At 64.1% G+C, this 22,020-nt stretch carries 22 protein-coding genes and 1 tRNA gene; 11 read left to right on the forward strand and 12 right to left on the reverse strand.

Going from position 1 to position 22,020, the window contains the following annotated elements:
• The first annotated feature begins 101 nt into the window (after positions 1–101).
• Positions 102–572, forward strand: coding sequence for an aminoacyl-tRNA deacylase (locus tag JQ635_RS29005; protein WP_211413189.1), 471 nt, complete (start codon positions 102–104; stop codon positions 570–572).
• A gap of 182 nt (positions 573–754) precedes the next feature.
• Positions 755–1,174 carry a CBS domain-containing protein gene (locus JQ635_RS29010; RefSeq protein WP_211413190.1) on the forward strand — a complete coding sequence of 140 codons (420 nt, stop codon included), beginning with the start codon at positions 755–757 and terminating at the stop codon, positions 1,172–1,174.
• 137 nt (positions 1,175–1,311) lie between these two features.
• On the opposite strand, the gene JQ635_RS29015 is transcribed toward JQ635_RS29010, so the two are convergent.
• The 3 genes from JQ635_RS29015 to JQ635_RS29025 all read right to left on the reverse strand — a co-directional run bounded on the left by JQ635_RS29015 (position 1,312) and on the right by JQ635_RS29025 (position 3,881).
• Positions 1,312–3,129 carry a UvrD-helicase domain-containing protein gene (locus JQ635_RS29015; RefSeq protein WP_211413191.1) on the reverse strand — a complete coding sequence of 606 codons (1,818 nt, stop codon included), beginning with the start codon at positions 3,127–3,129 and terminating at the stop codon, positions 1,312–1,314.
• A gap of 119 nt (positions 3,130–3,248) precedes the next feature.
• Positions 3,249–3,323, reverse strand: a tRNA-Glu gene (locus tag JQ635_RS29020).
• A 213-nt stretch (positions 3,324–3,536) separates the two neighbouring features.
• The gene (locus JQ635_RS29025) at positions 3,537–3,881 is read right to left on the reverse strand and encodes a hypothetical protein (RefSeq protein ID WP_211413192.1); all 345 of its coding nucleotides are present in this window, start codon (positions 3,879–3,881) and stop codon (positions 3,537–3,539) included.
• Here JQ635_RS29025 and JQ635_RS29030 point away from each other — a divergent pair.
• The 3 genes from JQ635_RS29030 (at position 3,880) to JQ635_RS29040 (ending at position 6,528) form a co-directional block, all read left to right on the forward strand.
• Complete coding sequence (locus JQ635_RS29030; protein ID WP_211413193.1) at positions 3,880–4,887, forward strand: RluA family pseudouridine synthase; 1,008 nt, start codon at positions 3,880–3,882, stop codon at positions 4,885–4,887. The genes JQ635_RS29025 and JQ635_RS29030 overlap by 2 nt on opposite strands.
• A gap of 217 nt (positions 4,888–5,104) precedes the next feature.
• Positions 5,105–6,004 (forward strand): RNA polymerase sigma factor RpoH, encoded by a 900-nt coding sequence (gene rpoH / locus JQ635_RS29035; RefSeq protein ID WP_018643767.1) that lies wholly within the window; start codon positions 5,105–5,107, stop codon positions 6,002–6,004.
• A 182-nt stretch (positions 6,005–6,186) separates the two neighbouring features.
• Positions 6,187–6,528 carry a hypothetical protein gene (locus JQ635_RS29040; RefSeq protein WP_211413194.1) on the forward strand — a complete coding sequence of 114 codons (342 nt, stop codon included), beginning with the start codon at positions 6,187–6,189 and terminating at the stop codon, positions 6,526–6,528.
• A 154-nt stretch (positions 6,529–6,682) separates the two neighbouring features.
• On the opposite strand, the gene JQ635_RS29045 is transcribed toward JQ635_RS29040, so the two are convergent.
• The 4 genes from JQ635_RS29045 to JQ635_RS29060 all read right to left on the reverse strand — a co-directional run bounded on the left by JQ635_RS29045 (position 6,683) and on the right by JQ635_RS29060 (position 10,367).
• On the reverse strand, positions 6,683–7,309 hold the full coding sequence (locus JQ635_RS29045) for a peptidoglycan recognition protein family protein (RefSeq protein ID WP_211413195.1): 627 nt from the start codon (positions 7,307–7,309) through the stop codon (positions 6,683–6,685).
• 35 nt (positions 7,310–7,344) lie between these two features.
• The gene (locus JQ635_RS29050) at positions 7,345–8,556 is read right to left on the reverse strand and encodes a GGDEF domain-containing protein (RefSeq protein WP_211413243.1); all 1,212 of its coding nucleotides are present in this window, start codon (positions 8,554–8,556) and stop codon (positions 7,345–7,347) included.
• Positions 8,557–9,324: 768 nt separating this feature from the next.
• Positions 9,325–9,936, reverse strand: coding sequence for a LysE family translocator (locus JQ635_RS29055; protein ID WP_211413196.1), 612 nt, complete (start codon positions 9,934–9,936; stop codon positions 9,325–9,327).
• A gap of 56 nt (positions 9,937–9,992) precedes the next feature.
• On the reverse strand, positions 9,993–10,367 hold the full coding sequence (locus JQ635_RS29060; RefSeq protein ID WP_211413197.1) for a response regulator: 375 nt from the start codon (positions 10,365–10,367) through the stop codon (positions 9,993–9,995).
• A 123-nt stretch (positions 10,368–10,490) separates the two neighbouring features.
• Here JQ635_RS29060 and JQ635_RS29065 point away from each other — a divergent pair, with 123 nt between their 5' ends.
• On the forward strand, positions 10,491–11,321 hold the full coding sequence (locus JQ635_RS29065; protein ID WP_211413198.1) for an SDR family NAD(P)-dependent oxidoreductase: 831 nt from the start codon (positions 10,491–10,493) through the stop codon (positions 11,319–11,321).
• Between the two features lie 142 nt (positions 11,322–11,463).
• Here the strand turns inward: JQ635_RS29065 and JQ635_RS29070 are convergent, their stop codons facing one another.
• Positions 11,464–12,270, reverse strand: coding sequence for a lytic murein transglycosylase (locus JQ635_RS29070; RefSeq protein WP_211413199.1), 807 nt, complete (start codon positions 12,268–12,270; stop codon positions 11,464–11,466).
• Positions 12,271–12,436: 166 nt separating this feature from the next.
• On the opposite strand from JQ635_RS29070, the gene JQ635_RS29075 reads away from it, so the two are divergent.
• From JQ635_RS29075 to JQ635_RS29090, 4 genes are all read left to right on the forward strand, one after another.
• Entirely contained in the window at positions 12,437–12,964 is a 528-nt protein-coding gene (locus JQ635_RS29075; RefSeq protein WP_211413200.1) for a hypothetical protein, read from the forward strand.
• A gap of 112 nt (positions 12,965–13,076) precedes the next feature.
• The gene (locus JQ635_RS29080) at positions 13,077–14,021 is read left to right on the forward strand and encodes an OmpA family protein (RefSeq protein ID WP_211413201.1); all 945 of its coding nucleotides are present in this window, start codon (positions 13,077–13,079) and stop codon (positions 14,019–14,021) included.
• A 236-nt stretch (positions 14,022–14,257) separates the two neighbouring features.
• Positions 14,258–14,596 carry a hypothetical protein gene (locus tag JQ635_RS29085; protein ID WP_211413202.1) on the forward strand — a complete coding sequence of 113 codons (339 nt, stop codon included), beginning with the start codon at positions 14,258–14,260 and terminating at the stop codon, positions 14,594–14,596.
• A 533-nt stretch (positions 14,597–15,129) separates the two neighbouring features.
• On the forward strand, positions 15,130–15,366 hold the full coding sequence (locus JQ635_RS29090; protein ID WP_211413203.1) for a hypothetical protein: 237 nt from the start codon (positions 15,130–15,132) through the stop codon (positions 15,364–15,366).
• Positions 15,367–15,384: 18 nt separating this feature from the next.
• On the opposite strand, the gene JQ635_RS29095 is transcribed toward JQ635_RS29090, so the two are convergent.
• From JQ635_RS29095 to dnaG, 3 genes are all read right to left on the reverse strand, one after another.
• Entirely contained in the window at positions 15,385–15,765 is a 381-nt protein-coding gene (locus tag JQ635_RS29095; protein ID WP_211413204.1) for a thiol-disulfide oxidoreductase DCC family protein, read from the reverse strand.
• Positions 15,766–16,020: 255 nt separating this feature from the next.
• Positions 16,021–18,177, reverse strand: coding sequence for an RNA polymerase sigma factor RpoD (gene rpoD / locus JQ635_RS29100; RefSeq protein WP_211413205.1), 2,157 nt, complete (start codon positions 18,175–18,177; stop codon positions 16,021–16,023).
• 375 nt (positions 18,178–18,552) lie between these two features.
• A complete protein-coding gene (gene dnaG, locus JQ635_RS29105; protein ID WP_211413206.1) occupies positions 18,553–20,565 on the reverse strand; it encodes a DNA primase in 2,013 nt (670 codons plus the stop codon).
• Between the two features lie 288 nt (positions 20,566–20,853).
• Between dnaG and JQ635_RS29110 the strand changes: the two genes are divergently transcribed.
• Positions 20,854–21,417 (forward strand): chlorite dismutase family protein, encoded by a 564-nt coding sequence (locus JQ635_RS29110; protein ID WP_211413207.1) that lies wholly within the window; start codon positions 20,854–20,856, stop codon positions 21,415–21,417.
• A 173-nt stretch (positions 21,418–21,590) separates the two neighbouring features.
• On the opposite strand, the gene JQ635_RS29115 is transcribed toward JQ635_RS29110, so the two are convergent.
• On the reverse strand, positions 21,591–21,989 hold the full coding sequence (locus JQ635_RS29115) for a gamma-glutamylcyclotransferase family protein (RefSeq protein WP_211413208.1): 399 nt from the start codon (positions 21,987–21,989) through the stop codon (positions 21,591–21,593).
• Between the last annotated feature and the right edge of the window lie 31 nt (positions 21,990–22,020).

Consider the following 22,020-nt stretch of genomic DNA (forward strand, 5'->3'; position numbering starts at 1 on the left):
CGATCCCGGGTCTATAATCAGGCAGCCGCCCATCGTATGGCGAGTGTCTGCAGGATCGACCTCACGGTGGATGGTTTCCATTCAGCATCGGAGGTGATGTCATGGCCATTGCTCCCACGCTCCAGAAATACCTAGCCGCTGAGAACATCCAGTACGAGGTGATCCCGCACGAACTCAGCATGACGTCCGCTCGAACGGCCGAGGCATGCCATATCTCGGGCGACCGCCTCGCCAAGGGCATCGTGTTGCGGCGCGACGGCGGATACATGCTGGCCGTCTTGCCCGCATCGCATCACCTCCGCCTGTCGGACCTGAGGACAAGCCTCGGCGACAATGTCCACATGGCCGATGAAACCGAGATCAATCGGCTGTTCAGCGACTGTGCACACGGTGCAGTTCCTGCCGTCGGCAAATGCTACGGATTGGATGTCATCGTCGACGACAGCATCGAGGCACAGCCGGACATCTATATGGAAGCCGGCGATCATGAGACGCTGCTTCATATGGGTCACGCGCAGTTTGCGCGCCTGACGGCCGACGCACCGCACGGGCGCTTCAGCGCGCATGACTGAGGATCTTGTATACCGCCCATTGCCTTTGCGGTCCTGGGCGGGAACTCTGGCCGCGAGGTCGCCGTCATACTGGTCAGCAGGGTGGCGGCGAGAGTGTCTGCATTTGTCTGGTCGGAGTTCGGAAGATGGGGGTGCCGCTGCATTGCATCAACGCACTTGAAACCCACGAACGGAGGCTCGCCATGAAAGTCAAAGACGTGATGCACAAGGGTGTCGACTGGGTCAGCCCCGACACCCCAATCACCGAGCTTGCCAAACTGATGCGGGCGCATGACATCGGCTGCATTCCGATTGGCGAGGACGACAAGCTGGTCGGAATGGTGACCGACCGCGATATCGTCTGCAAAGGGCTTGCGAGCCACAGCTTCGATGCCGGCCGCGCGAAGGCGCGTGACGTGATGACCGAGGGCATCCATTGCTGCCGCGAGGACGATGACCTCGCCAAGGCGATGCATCATATGGAGAAGCTGCAGGTCCGCAGGCTGCCGGTGATCAACAAGAGCAAGCGGATGGTCGGCATCATCAGCCTGGGTGACGTCAGCCATTCCACGTCGGGTGATATGCTGACCGAGACCGTCAGGAGCGTTTCGGCGCATCATTGAACTTGCGGCCAGGACATATGGCAGGGCTCCTCTCGTGATCGCCACTCGAACAGGCGTTGAGGGGAGCCCGAGCCATGCGCTCGTCAGCAACCATCACGCCGCGCAGAAGCGACCGCGCGATGTGGTTGATTTTGCGCCTACGCGATCAAACGCTGCACCAATTCCGACTCACTCGAGTACGTCAGGAGCGCCTCGTGAGTCGCCCGGGTAATCCCAACATAGGTCAGCCGGACACACTCCTCGACGGTCTCGCCGTGGCGGCCGAGCAAGCCCAAGCCGGCAATCGCGACGCAGGGAAACTCCAGCCCTTTCGCGGTGTGCATGCTCAAGAACCGCACGGCCACCCGCTTGATCGAAATTCTGTTGCGATTGTCCTTGGCCATATCGATCGGCACATCATGCCTGGCGAGTATCTGCTCGACCCGCCCGCCGATCCAGTGCTCGGGGTAGAGACACGCCATCTGCGACCACTCGTACCCGGCCTTTTTCCTATCGAGAAACCACTCGGCGACGCAGTGAGCTTCTGCGTCGATGCTCACGCATCGCCGCACGGCCGGCTCCACGCCCTGCCGGCCCGCATCTTCGGGCAACAGGATGGCGTGCTCATCGTCGGCCGTGATGCCCGGAGCGCCAATGACGTCTGCAGCGAAGCGTTTCGCGAAGGCAACGATTTGCGCAGTGTTGCGGTAGTTGACTTTCAATACGCTCGTTCTGCCCTTGGCCTCAATTCCGAGCTGGCTCCATACCGGGCGTTCACGCCCCTTGTAGATGGCCTGGATGTCGTCGTAGACGACCATCAGCGCCTTCGTGTGCGGGTTCACCATCTTGGCCGCGAGCGCGAGCCATTGCGGCTCGAAGTCGTGTGCCTCGTCGATCAGGACAGCGTCGTACTGCTCCGTCGGGATATGGCCTTGATCTACCGCCTTCATCACCTCTGAAACGCTCGCAGCCAGCCGCTTTGCGTAGTCCGGATAATCTCGCTCGGATGGGGCGGGGACCCCATAAGTCCGCAGCATCCGGTAACACCAGGAATGAAAGGTGAGGACCTGAACGCGGTTCTCCACGCCTCTGCTCTGCATGGCATCCTCAAGTCGCCCGGCGATGCCATTGGCGTAGCACAGGATGAGCACCGGCTTGGCCGCCGCACGCGCCAGATACTCGGCTCGAAAGGCAAGGATCAGGGTCTTGCCCGATCCGGCGACGCCGCGAATAATTCGATGCCCCTCTCCCAGACTGCGCGCGAACTGCTCCTGATGCAGGTCCATGACTGCAAGCGTCCGGTCCGAAGGATCGGCGGCAGGGGCGTCGTCCAAGGGCAGGGCAATCTGTCGTATGCGGATTTCCGGAAAGAGCAGCGCCCGCAGGCGGTCGAATTGCGGCATGGACAGCGGCTCTTCGGGACGCGGATGAACCATGTTCCACAATCTGGTGCGGAATTCTTCGGGATCCGCGGTCTCCGTCATTTCATCCTTGAAAAGACACAGATGCCCGGCCAGCACCTCCTTGAGATTGGTCTGATCGAACTGCTTGAGCGTGATGTTCGTGAAGACGGCCCCGAAGCCGAACGGGACAATGGACCGGCCCACAAAGCGATGACCAGGCGGAAACAACAATTGTCCATCGCGCTCCAGCGTGCGCACGACCTCGAGCGTGTACCTGCGAGCCTGCTCGAGGGGATTGCTCTCCCGTACGACACCACGATTGGTAAGCAACTCGACCTTTGTCTTGTCCGCCGAAACAATCGTCTCCAGGCGCCAGTCTTTCACCTCGAGCACGAGCAGGCCGTTCGCGGGGTGAACGATAATGAAATCCGGATGCCGGTTGTGAGGGCCGACAGGGAGATTGTGCCAAACGACAGCGTTCTCTTCGAGGAAGTCCTTGAGCCGTTCCGCCAGTCGTAGCTCCCCACGACTGTCAAAGCGTGCGAAGCCGAGACTGGGGATCAGTATGGCCATGTTACGACCGCGAGCGCCATTGCAGACCACCTTGTGAGGCTACGTGCGTAGCAGAGCGGTCTCTCCAGGCTCACATGGTTGCCTAGAGTGTGCAGCTTTTCAATGGCTTAGGATTTGTCTGGCGCTCCCTAGGGGAATCGAACCCCTGTTTCAGCCTTGAGAGGGCCGCGTCCTAACCGCTAGACGAAGGGAGCGTGAGGCGTACGACATAGCCGCGAATTTTGCCGGCGGCAAGCCTCGATCGGGGTTTCTCTCAGCTGTCGTCCTGGCGAAGGCCAGGACCCATTGCCCCAAGTCGCAATTGTTGCGTGCAGAGTTAACGCCGAGTCCCCGTAATCATACCCGCCTGTGGTTATGGGTCCTGGCTTTCGCCAGGACGACGGCGGGGGTGAGTTTCCCGGGCCGCCTCACGGCTCATTGGCAAATTTCAGCTTTCCTGCCGGCTTCAACGTGTGGGCATCAAAAGTGCGGATCTCTATGACCCCGCCCACATCGAGCGTGACCACGAGGCGGTCGCCGGCGACGCCGGTCGAGACGATCTTGGCGCCCTTCGGCAGGGTGGCGGTGACGTCGCCGGCGGTTTCGACCGCCCTTCCCTCCGACTTGAAAAGGCGGTAGCCCACCGCGATCAGAACGGCGCAGATCGCCAGCGCCGTGGTCAACCCCGCGATCAGCATCATCCGCCGCACCCGCGCGAACAGCGCGGCCTGCTCGGGGGTCGGTTCGGGAACAGCGGTATCAGACGTCGTCATGGAAAACTCTGGGTCAGCGCAAAGGTTGGAGGTTGTCGTCGCCGGCGACGAGGGCTCGCCCCGGCTCGACCGCGTGCTGGCGGCGCACCTCACCGACCTGTCGCGATCGCGGCTGAAAGCCCTGATTTTGGCGGGCGCGGTGAGCCTGAAGGCTTCCGCTGTCCGCGACCCCGCTTATCACGTCGCATCCGGCGATACGATCATAATCGACGTGCCGGAGGCCGCCCCGGCCGAGCCGAAAGGCGAGGATATCGCCCTCGATATCGTGTTCGAGGACGACGACATCATCGTCATCAACAAGCCCAAGGGCCTCGTCGTCCACCCCGCGGCCGGCCACGAGACCGGCACGCTGGTCAACGCGCTGATCGCCCATTGCGGAGCTTCGCTGTCAGGCATCGGCGGGGTGCGCCGGCCCGGCATCGTGCACCGTCTGGACAAGGACACGACAGGGCTGATGGTGGTCGCCAAGAACGACCTCGCCCATGCCTCGCTGTCAGCTCAGTTCGCCGACCACGGCCGCACCGGCGAGATGCGGCGCGGCTACATGGCCTTCGCCTGGGGCGTGCCGAACCGGCATCGCGGCACCGTCGATGCGCCGATCGATCGCCATCCGCATGCGCGGGAGAAGATGGCGGTGCGCCAGGGCGGACGCGAGGCGGTGACGCATTGGGAGATCCTGGAGAGTTTTTCGGGGCGCGACGGCAAGCCGGTGGCCGCCCTTCTCGCCTGCCAGCTCGAGACCGGACGCACCCACCAGATCCGCGTCCACCTCGCCCATATCGGCCACCCCCTGATGGGAGATTCCGTCTATGGCCCGCATTTCAAGACCAAGGCCAATCAGCTCGGGCCGGAATCGCAGGGAGCGTTGACCGCACTTGGACGGCAGGCCCTGCATGCTTATCTGCTGGTATTGGAGCACCCGAGGACGGGAGAATTACTCCACTGGGAGGCGCCTCTGCCGGAGGATTTGCTTCTCCTGGAGGGCGCCCTCAAAGCGGCGCTATGACGCAGGCCTTTTAAGAAAGGCGTTACATTACAAAAAGTTATAGCTGCCACACGGGGACGTGACGTCAGCAATCCTTCCCTTTTCGACCCCCCATGGGGTATATTGCGCCTGCGTTGGAAATGACCAGCGCGGAACATCGCAGCCCGGCCGGCTTTGACACAGCGGTCGTCTGCCTGGCCCGCCGCTATCGGGGGCCTGAACCTTTGGAGGGCGCACTATGGCCCGTACCGCTGCTTTGCCGGTCCTCAATGGAGAATCCGGCTTATCTCGCTACCTCGCCGAGATCCGCAAGTTCCCGATGCTGGAACCCCAGCAGGAATACATGCTCGCCAAGCGTTGGCGCGAGCATGACGATCGCGACGCGGCGCACCAACTCGTCACCAGCCATCTCCGCCTCGTGGCCAAGATCGCCATGGGCTATCGCGGCTACGGCCTGCCGATCTCCGAGGTCGTCTCGGAAGGCAATGTCGGCCTCATGCAGGCGGTGAAGCGTTTCGAACCCGAGAAGGGGTTCCGTCTCGCCACCTACGCCATGTGGTGGATCAAGGCGTCGATTCAAGAGTACATCCTGCGTTCCTGGTCGCTCGTGAAGATGGGCACCACCGCGAACCAGAAGAAGCTGTTCTTCAACCTGCGCAAGGCGAAGAGCAAGATCAACGCGCTGGACGAGGGCGATCTCCGTCCCGACCAGGTCGCGACCATTGCCAAGCGCCTCGGCGTAACGGACCAGGACGTGATCGACATGAACCGCCGCCTCGGTGGCGACGCGTCGCTCAATGCCCCGATCCGCGACGACGGCGAAGCCGGCGAATGGCAGGACTGGCTGGTCGACAACACGCCCAACCAGGAAGCCTTGATGGCGGAGCACGAGGAGTATGATCACCGCCGTGACGCCCTGAACGGCGCTATGGGCGTGCTCAACCCGCGCGAACGCCGCATCTTCGAGGCCCGCCGCCTCGCCGATGAGCCGATGACGCTGGAAGACCTTGCCGCCGAGTTCGGCGTGTCGCGCGAGCGCGTCCGCCAGATCGAGGTCCGCGCCTTCGAGAAGGTGCAGTCCGCGGTCAAGGGCACGATCGCAAGGCAGGAACAGGCCGCGCTGGAAGCCGCGCATTAAGCGGGCTTACGCGGTAAGAGATTGGCGGATCGAAAGACAGAAAGCCGGCGGCAACGCCGGCTTTTTTGTTGAGGTGTGAGCTGCGGCACGTTTCGCGGAGACGCCAGCGGGGTCCTTGAACGCCTGCGACGGGTCGCCCGACAAACTCTTGTCGGGCCACATCCAGAGAACGGATACGCGCCGTGTCGATCATCCTGCAATCCACCGTCGGCGGCTTCGAAGCCCAGTTCATGCGCAAGCTGCCGCTGGTCGAGCAGGCGATGCGCGAGCACGGGCTGGAGCCATCCGAGTTCGTGATATCGAAGGATTATGCGGGCACAGCGACGATCCCGCTCATGGGTCCGTTCTTCTTCAGCTACAGCGTGTTCTTCGGCGAGGAGACGTTCACCGTCACCGAGCCGAACGACATGGTGTTCCTGGACTACTTCTTCAAACGCGTGCTGGCGGCAGATGGACCGCCCGAATTGCCGCAACGGCCGGGCCTGATCCGGCGGCTGTTCGGCTGGATGGCTCAGCCGGTGTGACGCCTTCCCGTCATTCCGGGGCGCGCGGCTTGTCCGCCGAAGCTCGCAGAGCGAAGGCGGAAGCGCGAGCCCGGAATCCATTCATCCACCAACTCTGACGCAGGATGGATTCCGGGCTCGCGACTACGTCGCGCCCCGGAATGACGGCGGAGGCCTACTCACCCCACACCCTCGCCAGCGTCGCCAGCCAGCAGCCTTCGCAATAGCGTGCGTCCTTGTAGTCGATCCAGTTGTGCGCATAGACGTGATCGAGCGGGATGTCGTAGCGCGCGCGCAGCACCTTCACGAGGATCCTCCACGCCGCGACCTGTGCCTCGGTCGGTCCTGTCGCGACATCCGGATAGTTGCCGGCGAACTCGACGCCGATCGAATTGTCGCGCACGACCTGGCGATAGGTCGGCCTGTTGTCGATGTACTTGTTGTCGTTGCGGTTGGCGCCGTCGCCATGGGTCGGCACCAGGTTCTCGGCGACGGCCCAATAGACCGTGCCGTCGGTCTCCACCCACACCGTGACGCCGCGACGCGTCGGATTCTTCGATTGCTCCGCGGCGCCGCCGCGCGCCGAGCCCGCCGGTCCCTCGGTCTGGTGCACGATGATGTTGCGCCACGGATGGGCGCTGCGGACATCGCCCCACGGTGCGAGCCAGACCATCTTGAGGCCGGGAATGTCGGGCGTGCCGGAGGCGCGCGCGGGGTTTGTTAGCCCGGCGTCGGTTGCGGCGACTGGTGCGGTCACGAAGAGTGCGGCGAGAATGGCCACGAGCAGGCGAGACATCATCATGCGGATCCAATAGCGGACCCAAATCGTAGCAGGCTTTACGCGAATGTGCGCTTGCTCTCGGCGAGCCCGATCGGCTCCGGCGCGAGCGGCGGGGCCGGGTCGTAGACCGCGAAATCGTTCTTGCCGTTCTTCTTGGCGGCATAGAGGGCATGGTCGGCATGCGCGATGAGGCGGTCCGGGAATTGGCCGATGCCGCGGTCCCACTCGGCGACACCGATCGAGATCGCAATCGGGATCTCCTTGGCCGTGCAGGCGGCGGCATCCTGACGGCAGACCTCGAGCACGCGGCGGGCGATCGCGGCCCCCTCGCGCAGGGACGACGACGGCAGCACGACGCAAAACTCGTCGCCGCCGGTGCGGGCGAGCATGTCGCCGGGCCGCAGCCGCGTCTGCGCCATCAGCGTGAAGTGCCGCAGGCAATCGTCGCCCGCGGCGTGGCCGTGGGTATCGTTGATGGTCTTGAAGCCGTCGAGGTCGATCACCAGCAGCGCGAACGGCTCGCCGCTGCGCTCCGAACGGGCGCACTCCTCGGACAGGCGCTGCAGCAGATGGCGCCGGTTGGCGACGCCGGTGAGATCGTCGAGCAGCGCGAGGTCGGCGACCTCGCCGCGCAGCCGGTCCATCGCCATCAGCAGGAAGCCGAAATTGAGCGTCATCGACAGGAACAGGAGCCCCAGCACCATGACGGCGTGGTTCTGACCGCCCGCGACGGCCGAGAAATCATAGCCGAGCAGGTTACCCACCGTACGCACCAGGAGTAACCCGATGATGCTGAGAATAACGATGCCGGACAGCCGCGCGCCCGGGCTGACGCGGCCTTCCGGCGGCGACAGCAGCAGATGCAGCGACAGCACCAGCGGCAGCCCCTGACCGACCGTGTAGCTGAGCATGCGCAGTTGCATGTGCTCGAAGCCGATCATGAAGAACACGACGCCGGCGAGGCTCAGGCATTCCGTTGCGACCATGATGCGCCACGAGACCGGCCGGTCATAGAAGCGCTGAATGCCCATGGCGGCGAAGCAGCTCGCCGCCATGACGCCGGCAGCGCCAAGCAGAAGCGGCACGGGAGATGTGACGAACAGGCGGATCAGGGCCGTCATCGCGCCGGCCGCGCCGACGAAGGACGATGCCATCCAGAACCGCGCGGCCGCAAATTTCGGATAGGAGCGCGTCACGTAGGCCCAGATCAGGCCGAGCGCGAGGAAATTGACGACGAAGACCGTCCAGAGCGTCGGTACGTTCAGCATGGCGAGCGCAGCGCGCACAGCGTCGCGTCCCCCATTCCTGGCAGCCGTCCGTCCATGACCCATCCCCGTTTTCTTGCGGAGAACAATGCGCGGGTTGCACTTAACGGAGTCTCACTGCGATCCTTCAAAGCGCGCCCTTGGTTTTGGATTCATGAACGGCGCGGCCGCGTTGTCGGATCGTTAGGGATATCGCCGCCGTCCCGCGCGTCCCTGTCGCGACGCGCTCGATGCGGATTCGCGGGCAAAAATCACCCGAAAATGCATCTGAGCTGTGGATAACGCGATGACACGGATGTGACAGCACGGGGCAGAGCCCTGCGAATCTGCTGAGTTTATGGTCGAGGATATTGCGAGGCTGGCCCTCCGCCGAGCATCCCTCGTGTCGCGTTCCACCATTAACCCCTAAGAGGATACTATGGCTAAGAAAGCGAAGAAGGCGGCGAAGAAGAAGGCGAAAAAGGCCAAGAAGGCGAAGAAGAAGTAACGAGGCTTCTTTTTCTTTGCCCGGGTGGAGCCTCGCTCCGCCCGGGCGTCGAGACAGATTGGGTCGAAGGTGGCGGGCGCAAGGCCCGCTTTTTTATTGGCTGCTTAGCGACGAGCTCCGCTCTCTCGCTCCCTCGCCCCGCCCTTCGCGGGGTCGCGACGAGCTTCGCTCGCGCTGAGAGGGTGGGGTGAGAGCCTCTCTCCCCACGCGCCATTGTCGATGGACCTGTACCCCCTCACCCGCAAGCGGGGAGAGGTGAAGAAGGAAGCGGGGAGTGGAGAAGCCTACCGCTCCGCAAACGCCAGCTTGGCGCCGAGTGCGGCAAAGCCGGCCGCAAAGCTGCGGCGCAGCCAGGCCATCACGGCGGGGCGGGAGATGACGCGCTCGCGCACCGAAGCGGCGCAGAGGCCGTAGACGGCGAACACCGCAAAGGTCATCGCCATGAAGGCACCGCTCAACTCGAGCATCCGGGCCAGCACATGGGCCTCGTCCGCCGCGATGAACTGCGGCAGGAAGGCGAGGAAGAAAATCGACAGTTTTGGATTGAGGATGTTGATCAGGAAGCCGGTGACGACGACCCGGCCGCTCGACCGCTCGCGGATCTCGCCTTCCACGGCCAGCGCCCCGGTCTCGCGCAGCGCCTGCCAGGACATGTAGAGCAGATAGAGCACGCCGCCCCATTTCAGCGCGGCGAAGGCGAGCGCGCTGGTGTGGAGCACGGCGGCAAGCCCGAGCATCGCCGCACACATGTGCGGCACGATCCCGAGCGTACAGCCGAACGCCGCCGCAATGCTGGCGCGCGAGCCGCGCGTCAGTGCCGCCGCCAGCGTGTAAAGCACACCGGTGCCGGGCGAGGCGACGACGATGAGCGAGGTGAGCAGGAAGGACCAGGACATGGGCCAACGCTATCACCCCGCCTCGCACCAGGAAAGCCGGCCGGCGCAGTCGGCCGTCAGGACATTTGCGCGATCTCGGCCTCGCGCAGCACGTCGAGCGGCGCCCAGGGCTTGGCCCAGAATTTCGCGCCCTCCGGCAAGGGCTGCTTCAAGGGGCGACCGGAGGTGACGACGACGTCGAGCTTCGGATTGCGGTCCTTGGCGACGTAGGCAAGCTCGACACCGTTCATGCGGCCCGCAAGCTGAACGTCGGTCAGCATCAGGCATAGTGCGCCGGCGTTCTTCTCCAGCACGCGTTCGGCCGCCTCGGCGCTTTCGCACTGAATGACCTCGTAGCCGCTCTCTTCCAGCAGAAGGCACAACATCTGCCGCTGCATGACATCGTCTTCAACGATCAGCGCGGTTGCGCGAAATGGCTGAGCCTGTCCCATCGGACGCTCCCAATGATCGATTGCGTAACCTATGTTAAAAACCACAAGTGCGGCTACGGTTCGGTTTCATTTCAAAAAAATGTAAACCGTGGTTCCATGACCGGGACCTGACGGGGGGATTTCATGACTGCGATTCGCGGCGCCGCCGCCATCACGGGAGCCGCCAGCGGCATCGGCCGCGCACTGGCGATCGAGCTGGCCCGGCGCGGCTGCGATCTGGCGCTGGCCGATCGCGACGAGTCCGGACTGAAGGCGCTCGCGGCCGAGATCGGACAAGACCGCAAGGTCAGCCTGCATCGCATCGACGTCAGCGAGCGTGATGACATCGCGCAATTCGCGGCCGAGGCGATCGCGGCGCATCCATCGCTCGGCATCGTCGTCAACAATGCCGGCGTCGCGCTGCTGGGGACGTTCGAGGAGATCGACCAGGCGCAGATGGAGTGGCTGTTCGACATCAATTTCTGGGGCGTGGTGCACGGCACGCGCGCCTTCCTGCCGCACCTGAAGACCATGGCAGAGGCGCATATCGTCAACGTCTCGTCGATCTTCGGCATCATCGCACCGCCGGGGCAATCGGCCTACGCCGCGGCAAAATTCGCGGTGCGCGGTTTTTCCGAGAGCGTGCGGCATGAACTCGCGGTGGCGGGCAGTCCGGTGAAGCTCTCGGTGGTGCATCCCGGCGGCGTCGCCACCGCGATCGCGCGCAGCTCGCGCACCGGGGTCGGCGTCACCGACAATGCGCGCCGCTCGCAGATGATCGAGCGGTTCGAGAACGCGGCGAAGACCACGCCGAAGGACGCGGCGCTGCGCATCATCAAGGGTATCGAGCGGAACGAGCCACGCATCCTGATCGGCAACGACGCCCGTTTCATGGACCTGTTGCAGCGCTTCCGCCCGGGGACGTATTGGGCCCCACTGCAGCGGCGGCTGGAGAAGATGGCGAAGCGGAAGTGAGCCGGGGACGCGATGGCGTTGCCTCGCCCTCCGCTGCCGTAGGGTGGGCAAAGCGTAGCGTGCCCACGACTTCCGACAACCGATGGAAATCGTGGGCACGGCGCTTCGCGCCTTTGCCCACCCTACAAGACCGTGTGTGTACTCACTGCCCCGCCAGCCGATCGGCGAAATAGCCGATCGTCTTGCGGTAGACCACCGCCCTGTTCCACTCCCGCATCGCCTCGAAATTGGCGGTGCCTTCGCCGTAGGGCTGGCCCATCTTGAAGCCGCTCGTGTGCAAGAGGTTCGCGGTCGAGGCGAGCACATCGGGAACGCTGTGGCGGAGGTCGACATGGCCGTCGCCATCGAAATCGACGCCGTACTTGATGTAGGACGATGGCAGAAACTGGGTCTGGCCGATCTCGCCGGCATAGGCGCCGATGAGGTCACGCAGCGGCAGGTCGCCGCGCTGAACGATCTTGAGCGCGGCGAGCAGCTCTCCCTGGAACAGGTCGGTGCGGCGGCAGTCATGCGCAAGGGTTGCCAGCGTGCGGATCACCGGCAGCTTGCCGATGTCGCCCTTGCCGAAATCGCTCTCCAGCCCCCAGATCGCGACCAGGATGTAGCGGGGCACGCCGAACTGCTGCTCGATGCGCGAAAGCAGCGCGGCGTGACGCTGCAGCAGCGCCCTGCCGCCATTGATGCGGCCCGGGCCGACGCGGGTCGAGACATACTGCTCAAAACTCTTGTTGAAGGTGTAGCGCTGGCGCCGGTCGAAGGCGAGCACGGCGCCGTCCTGGGTGATGCCGCTGAACGCCGCGCTGGTCACGTTTCCCGAGACACCGGCTCCCTGCGCTTCCGAGGCTATGGTGGCGATGAAGCCGTTGAAGTCGCCGCCGCAGCGCGCGGCCTGCGCCGAGCCGCCGGCCAGACCAATGAAGCAGGCAGCGGCCAGAGCGTATCTCAACATGTCGAGCGATCCCCCAAAATTCCAGTGCGAAGCAGCGCGCGATCATGCCCGGGAAAGCCGCCAGCGTCAAAGCGGCGCGCTTGATCCGCATCAACGTGTCCGATGCCCTGCTTTCTAGACTGGCCAAGAGAGCCGTCCAGGAGAAGTGCCCAGGAGAGAAGTACCAATGACCGGAATTACCTTGACCGCCGAGCAGATCCGCAATGCACCGGCCCCGGTGCGGCAATGGATCGAGCAGGAGGTGATCAATTCGCTCGGCCTTGCGCCGCGGACGCAAGCGGCGCCGCCGCCGCAGGCCGCCCATCTCGTCGCCTGCAGCGTGGAGGACATGGCCGGCGTGCTCGAGCACATCCGCGGCGTGTTTCCCGCCGTGAACGTGCTGTTCGAGCTCGGCCGTCCCGGCATCAGCTTCGGCCAGCCCGCGGTGATGACGTTCCGACTGATGGACATCCTTCATCACACGCGCCTGCAGGACATCGGCCAGGTCATGACGTGCCTGGAGATGCTCAACCAGGCCCTGACCGAGGTGAGGAAAGATCCCTCGGTGCGGTTCTGCGGCTTCGACAATGAGGGCCACTGCCTGATCGCGCCAGAGACGCAAGTGAGCATCGCCACGCTGTGGCAGACCATGATGGAGCGCCAGCAGGCGGCGCAGGCGCACGAGGGCGGCAGCCGGGTTGCACCGGCGGCGTGAGACGGGTTTTCGGACGATCGACAAGGGAATGGGCTGCGGGTGAGAACCCGCGGCGTGGTGGGCGACACTAACGTCTGCGCCCCCCATTTCCCCCAACCGACAGAGAGTGCCGATGCCCGCTCCGCAAACGAACCCCGGATCGCTCGCCCTTGCTGCCCTCGTCTGCCTTCTCGCCTGCACTGCCGCCGCCGCGCAGACGCGCGATGTCGCCGGCGCGCGCGACTATCCCGGCATCGGCCGGTTCGCCGGCAGCGTCATCACCGGCTATGTCGTGAAGGATTTTGACGCGGCGCGGATGCAAGCAGCAAGCTTCAAGGACGGCCAGCCGACCGACGCGCGCCGGCTCGAAGGCCGCATCGTCCGCATCGCCTATCGCACCAATCCCGGCCCCTCGATCCTGGAAGTATCGCGCAATTTCGAGACGCAGCTTGCAAAAGCCGGGTTCGAGACCTTGCTGGCCTGCGAAACCGAGGCCTGTGGCGCTATTCCCTTCACCGAGAGCGTCGACACGCTGCCGATCCCGCAGATGTGGATCGACGGCTTCAACTACCGCTATTTTGCCGACCGCAAGAGCGAAGGCGGACGCGAGACCTATGCCAGCGTCCTCGTCAGCCAGAACAACCAGGAGGTCTATGCGCAGGTCACCATCGCCGAGCTGGGCGCGATCGCAAACAAGATGGTCGATGCCGCCGCGATGGCGAAGGGTCTTGGTGAGACCGGCCACATCGCGCTCTACGGCATCTATTTCGACACCGACAAGGCGGTGCTGAAGCCGGAAAGCCGCCCGACGCTGGAGCAGATCGCAAAGTTGCTCACGAGCCAGCCGCAGCTGAGCGTCTTCATCGTCGGCCACACCGACAGCCAGGGTGCGTATGAGTACAATCTCGACCTCTCCAAGCGCCGCGCCGAAGCGGTCGCCGCTGAGCTGGTGAAGAGCTTTCGCATCGCGCAAGGACGGCTGCGCACCGCCGGCATCGGATTGCTGGCACCGGTCGGCTCGAATGCAACGGATGCCGGCCGCGCGCTGAACCGGCGGGTGGAGCTGGTGGCGCCGTGAGCGAGTTTGATGCGCATCAACATCGCCAGGCGGGCAACATGCGAGGGAGAGCCTGCGCCCTCCTCTCGTCATTCCGGGGCGCGCATAGCGCGAACCCGGAATCCATCGAGCGGCAGAGCTGGTGGATGAATGGATTCCGGGTTCGCGACTTCGTCGCGCCCCGGAATGACGGATGAAAGAGTTGCCGCTATAATGTTGATGCTCTCGCCGCGCTGCCGAGCATGAGGCAATCAGCGATGCCCAATACCAAGCCCACATCACCCCGCCTCTTTCGCATCCCGCTGTTCCGCCTGCTCGCCATCAACCTTGCGATCGGCGCCTGCGCAGCAGTGCTGCTCGTCGGCGGGCTGCTCTGGCTCAATCCCGGGCATCTGCGCGAGCTGATCTTCGCCGACCGTACACCCGGCATCGCGCTTGTTCTGCTGCTCGCCTCCTTCCTCATCACCTTCGGTTCCGCAGCGATGGGCAGCGCGATCATGGCGCAGGGACGGAAGGAGAATGATGGTGAGCACAGTGGCGGCAACGGATCGCGGCTCGCCGTTCAGGAAGTGACGCAACGCCCTCGCACGCGCTGATACCCACTGCAGCGATGGAACTCGCCCTTGCGCAAGGGAACCGTAGGTCTGCACGTGGACGGGAAGACGTGCAGCGGAACGCAATTCTCTACAGGGCGTGCAACGCCCGCTGCATTGCGAGAACGCCAATATGAACAAAGTGATTTGCTGATCCAAACAATTGCTTCGATGTGCATCGGAACTTAACTTTACGATCACCGCATTTCCGCTGCGCTCGCTGCGACACCAACGCGCTCACGATTTGGCTTGCCACGGCATGACACAACCTATAGTCTTCTATTTTAGGTTGTTGCCCTGCCAGCCCCGGGCGACACTGAAGACCAAAAATAGACGGCGGGCTTTGCGGCCCGCCGTTTATTGAGGGTTCGCATCGGACCTTCCGAAGCGCTGGGCGCTTCCCTTGTGCAAATAGCTTCCCTCCTGCAAGAAAATATCGCCGATCGATGTCGCGGAGCCCTCCGCAAGACCACGGCTGCATGCCCAAAATCGCGAAAGCCATTTGACTGCGGCGCCCTGATCGACGACAAGCCGCCATGGCCAAGAAACCCGGAACCAATCCCAAGGGCGAGTTCGCCTTCTTCAACGTCGTCTATGAAGACGGCTCCCAGCGCTCCAACCGCCGCGTGCCCGCCGAGCTGCTCGGCGGCCTCGACGGCGACGAACCCGCCCGTAGCTTCATCATGGAGCAAGACCGCGAGATCGCGGAGAAGAGCGGCCGCCCGCCGCTGGCAATCAAGAGCCTCGATCGGGTCGGCGCGAAGAAGAAGTAGGTCGGCATCGGCAGGCGCTCACCAGCGCCCGCTCCACTTGTTCCAGGCGAACAGAAGATCGGCAAACCGGTCATAGAAGAACCGCGTGAACGGCAGCGCCACGCGATTGCCGAACAGCGCCGCAAGCCACCCCTCCCCCGGCGTCAGCCTCCACAGCGCAATCGCGACATCCGCACCGACGATGAGCCCGCCGTCCTCATCGGTCGCATGCAGGCGGCGCCTGATGTCATCGAGCGAAGCACCAAAGTGCGCCAGCGCGTCCGGCTGCTCGTTGATGTCCTTGAACTCGACCGTGCCCGCACGCACCAGCGCCAGCAGCTTGTTGCGCTGCCAGTCGATACCGGCGTCGCAGACGGGGCAGCGGGTGTTGTACCAGACGGTGAGATAGGGACCGATCATCCAGAATCACAGCAAGCCTAATGCAATCCAACTCCGGCAGTGCTCACCCTTCCTGATCTCGCGGCTTCAGCTTCTTGCTTTGATACCGGAGTTCGAACGCGTACCAGCGAAACCGGAAGCACGCACGAACTATATCTGCAAATCAATTGGCCTGAAAATCGCTTCAAGCCTGGCACAAACAAAAACGGCGGGCTTTCGGCCCGCCGTTTTCGTTTGGATGGATGCCCGGGTCAGGCCCGGGCATGACGATCCGGATTAGTTATCCAGGAACGACCGCAGCTTCCGCGACCGCGACGGATGCTTCAGCTTGCGCAGCGCCTTGGCTTCGATCTGGCGGATGCGTTCGCGTGTCACCGAGAACTGCTGGCCGACTTCTTCCAGCGTGTGGTCGGTGTTCATGCCGATGCCGAAGCGCATGCGCAGGACGCGCTCTTCGCGCGGGGTGAGCGAGGCGAGCACGCGCGTGGTGGTCTCGCGCAGATTCGACTGGATGGCGGCGTCGATCGGGAGGATCGCGTTCTTGTCCTCGATGAAATCGCCGAGGTGTGAATCCTCTTCGTCACCGACCGGCGTCTCGAGCGACAGCGGCTCCTTGGCGATCTTGAGAACCTTGCGGACCTTCTCGAGCGGCATGCCGAGCTTCTCGGCGAGCTCTTCCGGGGTCGGCTCGCGGCCGATCTCGTTGAGCATCTGGCGCGAGGTGCGCACGATCTTGTTGATCGTCTCGATCATGTGCACGGGAATGCGGATGGTGCGGGCCTGGTCGGCGATCGAGCGGGTGATCGCCTGCCGGATCCACCACGTGGCGTAGGTCGAGAACTTGTAGCCGCGGCGGTACTCGAACTTGTCGACCGCCTTCATCAGGCCGATGTTGCCTTCCTGGATCAAGTCGAGGAACTGCAGGCCGCGGTTGGTGTACTTCTTGGCGATCGAGATCACGAGACGGAGGTTGGCTTCCACCATCTCCTTCTTGGCCTGGCGTGCTTCGCGCTCGCCCTTCTGCACGGAGTGCACGATCTTGCGGAACTCGACGATCTCGAGGCCGGTCAGCGCGGCGAGCTGATGCACCTCGTGGCGAAGGTCCTTAATGCGGTCCTTCTCGTGATGGACGAAGTTCTTCCAGCCCTTGGCCGAGAGTTTCGAGACGCGGTTGAGCCAGCGCGGGTCGAGCTCCGAGCCGGTGTAATTGCGCAAGAAGTCCTCGCGCGCGACGCCGTGGCTGTCGGCAAGGCGCATCAGGCGGCCCTCATGCGAGACGAGGCGCTTGTTGATGTCGTAGAGCTGCTCGACGAGCGAATCGATGCGCGCCTGGTTGAGGCGCAGCGACTTCACCTCGACGATGATCTCGTCCTTGAGCTTGCGGTACTTGCGCTCCTGGTGCGGCGACAGCGAGGGCCCGTGCGAGGTGCTCTCGAGCTGGTTCTGGATGTCCTGCTCCTGGAGCTTGCGCAGCTTCTTGTAGCTCTCGGCGATCTTGTCGAAGATCTCGACGACCTTCGGCTTGAGCTCGGCCTCGATCGCCGCGAGCGACATCTGGTTCTCGAACTCGTCGTCCTCGTCCATGTCGGCTTCGGCGGCGGCCTCGCCCGGATCCTTCTCGGCTTCGCCATTGCCGGCGGCGGGCGCGGCGCGGAACGGGGTCGGCGACGGCGGAGCTGCGGGCGGGGCGACATGCGCGGGCGCAGCGCCGGTCGCGGCTGCAGCCTCGCCGCCCTCAGCCGAGGCTTCGCCGTTCTCGCCGGCGGGGCCGCCGATCATCGCGGTGTTCATGCCGCCCTTGGCGTCGGGACCGGCATAGGTCGCTTCGAGATCGATGATGTCGCGGAGGAAGATCTTGCCTTCGTTGAGCTCGTCGCGCCAGATGATGATGGCCTGGAAGGTCAGCGGGCTTTCGCAAAGACCTGCGATCATCGCCTCGCGGCCGGCCTCGATGCGCTTGGCGATCGCGATTTCGCCTTCGCGAGAGAGCAGCTCGACCGTGCCCATCTCGCGCAGATACATGCGCACGGGATCGTCGGTGCGCTCGCCCGGCTCGCTCTTCTTGACCTCGGTGACGGCCTTCTGGGTGACCTCGACGAGTTCGTTGTCGGTCTCGTCCTCGCCGCCCTCGTCCTTGTCCTCCTCGCCTTCGCTGTCGTCGGCTTCGGTGACGTTGATGCCCATGTCCGAGAGCATCGACATGATGTCCTCGATCTGTTCGGGCGAGGTCTGGTCGGACGGCAGGACTTCGTTGAGCTGATCGAAGGTCACGAAGCCGCGCTTCTTGGCCTGCTTGATCATCTTCTTCACTGCCGCGTCGGACAGATCGAGCAAGGGAGACGGCGCGTCCTGGGAATCCTTCTCGGGAGCATCCGCTGCCTTGTCGTCTTTTTCCTTGTCCTTCGCCTGCAGCGTCTTTGCCTTGGTGGCCATCCATTGCTCCTAAACGCGCTTCATGCGAGACGTTCGCCGCGCTCGCGTGAATTCACTTGAACCTGTTGCTCGTCGCTCTCGCTTCGGCAGCTCTCGACACGGAAAGGGCGGCGCACATGTCTCTCGCCACCCCCAACTCTCTCTCGCCGGAATTGCCTAACGCTTCGTGAGCCTCTTTGTCGCGGCGGATGCAGGTGTAGTGCCAACAGCTATTGCGCGGATTCATTCCTGACGCGTCTGTTCTGCCTGCGGCCGCCTCCGGGCCAAAGTGCTACAAGACCGTTAAGCCTCGATTAACCCTGTTTTTGCCGCCAAACCTTGGATTTGGCGAGTCTTTTAGCGGTTCCGGCCACGGCCGTCCGCATGATTCTTTCGTCACACGCTCTTCTGGACCCGACCCGACAGTTCGCCAAAACCCTCGATCAGGGCCTCGGTACCGTCGACTTCGGCCATACGGGCCTTGACGTCACGCAGCCATGCCAAATTGGCCTCGCTGGGGTCCTCCCCCAAGGCCAGCTCGGCGTCCTTCAGCTCTCTAAGTAGTGAATGCCATTGCCGATGCAAGGCAACCAGCTGATGCCAGGTGGCAAGAACGTCGTCCCTAGCGGCCCCCTCGCGGGCGCCCCACACCGCCGCGGTGGTGATGGCGCCTTCAACTCTTTGAAGAACTTGAGAAAATCCACCTATCGCGAGGTCGCCGCGCATCTTCTCGGCCTGCTCCTCGGGATCCGGCGAGTGGTAATGGTCGTTGACGAAGGCGCCGATAATGGCGGCCCGGAGCTTGTGGGCCTCGGGATGGGCGATCTCCAGGGCGGCCACCTCCTCGAGATGGTCGTGCAGCAGCCAGGGGTGGTTGATCAGGCATTGCAGGATCAGGGCCTCCCGGCGGGAAATGGCGCCCCGCTGTCCGCGCATGATCGGGCTCGCCGCCAGCTGGGGGCTCGCCGCCTGATAGGGACCGGAGGGCAGCAGGGTCGGACCGGGGGCGCCGCGGCGGCCGCCGCCAAATCCTTGGGCCCCGAATCGATTCGCACCACCCCCGCCCCGCGGCTGGAACGGCCGGCCGCCCTGACCGGGGCGGAAATTGCCGCGGCCGCCAAAGCCGCCGCGGCCGCCTTCGGGCGCGAAGGTGCGCTGCAGCCGCTCGACAAAATCGTCGCGGTAATAGCGCCGCACCACCTCGTCGCGGATGCCATTGGACAATTCCTTGATGCGCGCTTCCAGCGCCGCGCGACGCTCCGGGGTGGCAAAATTGCCGCCTTCGAGTTCGCGCGACCAAAGCATGTCGGCGAGCGGACGCGCGGCCGCAATCACCTCTTCCATCGCGCCGCGCCCACCGGAGCGCACGAGATCGTCGGGGTCCTGCCCTTCCGGCAGCAGCGCAAAGCGAAGACTCTTTCCGGGCGCGAGGAAGGGCAAGGCAAGGTCCGCAGCACGATAAGCCGCCTTCTGTCCGGCGCGGTCGCCGTCGAAGCAGAGGATCGGCTCGTCCGCCATCTTCCAGAGCAGGGTGAGCTGGCTTTCGGTCAGCGCGGTGCCGAGCGGCGCGACGGCTCCTGCAAAGCCCGCGGTGACCATGGCGATGACGTCGACATAGCCTTCGACCACGATCAGCGATGCGCCGTCATGCGTGGCTTTGCGCGCGGTCTGGTGGTTGTAGAGATTGTCGCCCTTGTGGAAGAGCGGCGTCTCCGGCGAGTTCAGGTATTTTGCCGGGACGTCCTTCTCCAGCGCGCGCCCGCCGAAGGCGATGACGCGGCCGCGCAGATCCGTGATCGGAAACATCACGCGATCGCGGAAACGGTCGTAAGGAACGGGAATGTCGTTGCCGGCCACCAGCAGCCCGGTCTCGACCATGTCGTCGGCGGAGATTCCGAGCTTGCCGAGATGCTCCTTCAGCGCGAAGCGATCGGGCGAGGCGTAGCCGAGGCGAAACTGCAATTGCGTTGCCGGCGAGATGGCGCGGTCGGCGAGATAGCCGCGCGCTTTCGCGCCGACGCGCGAGGCCAGCGTCTCCGCAAAATACTTTGCGGCGAGATCCATGACGTCATGCAGCGAGCGCCGCCGCTGCTCCTCGCGTGCCGCGTTGGGCGTCACCGCCGGCAGCGGCAGGCCCGCCATGTTCGCGAGCCGCTCCACGGCCTCGGCGAAAGGCAGGCCGTCGGTCTCCATCACGAAATTGATGATGTCGCCGTGCTTGCCAGAGGAGAAGTCGTGGTAAAAGCCCTTCTGGTCGTTGACGTAGAAGGACGGCGTCTTCTCCTGCTGGAACGGCGACAGCCCCTTCCACTCCCTTCCTGCCTTCTTCAGCTTGACGCGCTTGCCCACGACTTCGGAGACCGAAAGCCGGGCACGAAGCTCGTCAAGGAATTGGGGCGTGAAGCGCATGGGCTCTGTCTAGCGCGAACCGGGGTGAGTCGGGCGAAGGATCAGGGATATAGGTGCAGCCTCACCAAAAGTCAGGTTTAGGCGGGTTATCCGGGTTATTCGACCTATTCACAGGGCTTCCGTCATCTCCCCGTCATTCCGGGGCGATGCGAAAGCATCGAGCCCGGAATCCATGGCGCCGCCGGGATGCTCGGAGAAATGGATTCCGGGTTCGCGCCAAGTGGCGCGCCCCGGAATGACCAGACAGAGCCACTTGAACCGCGCCCGGTTCCACGCTTCCATATCGCCATGTTCAGGACCTTTCGAGGCGGCCACAGCGGGGGCTGGCGCGTCACCTCGATTTCATCGGTGACGGGCGAGCCCCTGCCCTTCATGCCGGCGCTGTCGGTCACCGACAGCGACGCGGTCTCGTTGCCGCTGGTACCCTCGCGCAATGCCTGGCGGCTGGTCGGCGTTGCCAGCAGCCTGCGCTACACCGAGCGGCCCGAGAAGGAGCAACTCGTCGCGGTGCAGGCCGGGCTCGGCCGGGTGGAAGCCACCAGCGCGGCGCTGATCCCGATCCGCAAGTCGCAGGCCTGGTGGGATCTGACTCAGGAGGAGCGTCGAAAAATCTTCGAGGACAGGTCGCACCACATCGCCAGCAGCCTGCGCTTCCTGCCCGCCATCGCACGCCAGCTCTATCACTGCCGCGACCTCGGCGAGCCCTTCGATTTCCTGACCTGGTTCGAATACGCCCCCGCGGATGCCTCGCTGTTCGAGGAACTGGTGGCGATGCTCAGGCAGACCGAGGAATGGAGCTATGTCGAGCGCGAGGTCGATGTGCGCGTGGTGAAGGAAGTGCTGTCGGCTTAGTACCGCGGTGACGGTGCGCCCCCTCGCCCCGTTCTTACGGGGAGAGGGTTGGGGTGAGGGGCCTCTCTCTCCACACGTACGACTGCCGAGCGACCTGTACCCCCTCACCCGGATCGCAAGAGCGATCCGACCTCTCCCCGCAAGCGGGGAAAGGTGAAATCCGCAGCTGCGCTCTAATGGTCAAGGAAGCGTCCCGACGCGATGCGGGGCAGATCGGTGACCGGCCAGTTGTAGATGTAGGTCCAGGCCTTCTCGGATGTGCCGTCCGGCAGCGTCACGTCGATCAGCTCACGCAGATATTCGGTCGGCTCGGGAAAGCCTTCGCCGCAGGCTTCATACATGTCGAGCTCGCGCAGCAGCTCGTCGGCCACGCGCAGCTGGAAGAGCTCGCCATGGACGAGGTCGGAGGAAGCATCCGACAGCAGCAATCCCGGATAATGCTTGATCAGGAACAGCCGGCCGCGGCAGGTCGCTTCACCGATGAAGTCCGCGTGCTGCGCCAGCAGCCGCGCCATCGGATGGTCGAAGCCGCGCATCAGGGTGCCGTAGACGAAGAGACGGTTGGAGGTCATGGGGGGTCTATAGCTGCGATTGACGCGGAAC

The sequence above is a fragment of the Bradyrhizobium iriomotense genome, assembly GCF_018130765.1.
Classification (GTDB): Bacteria; Pseudomonadota; Alphaproteobacteria; order Rhizobiales; family Xanthobacteraceae; genus Bradyrhizobium; species Bradyrhizobium iriomotense_A.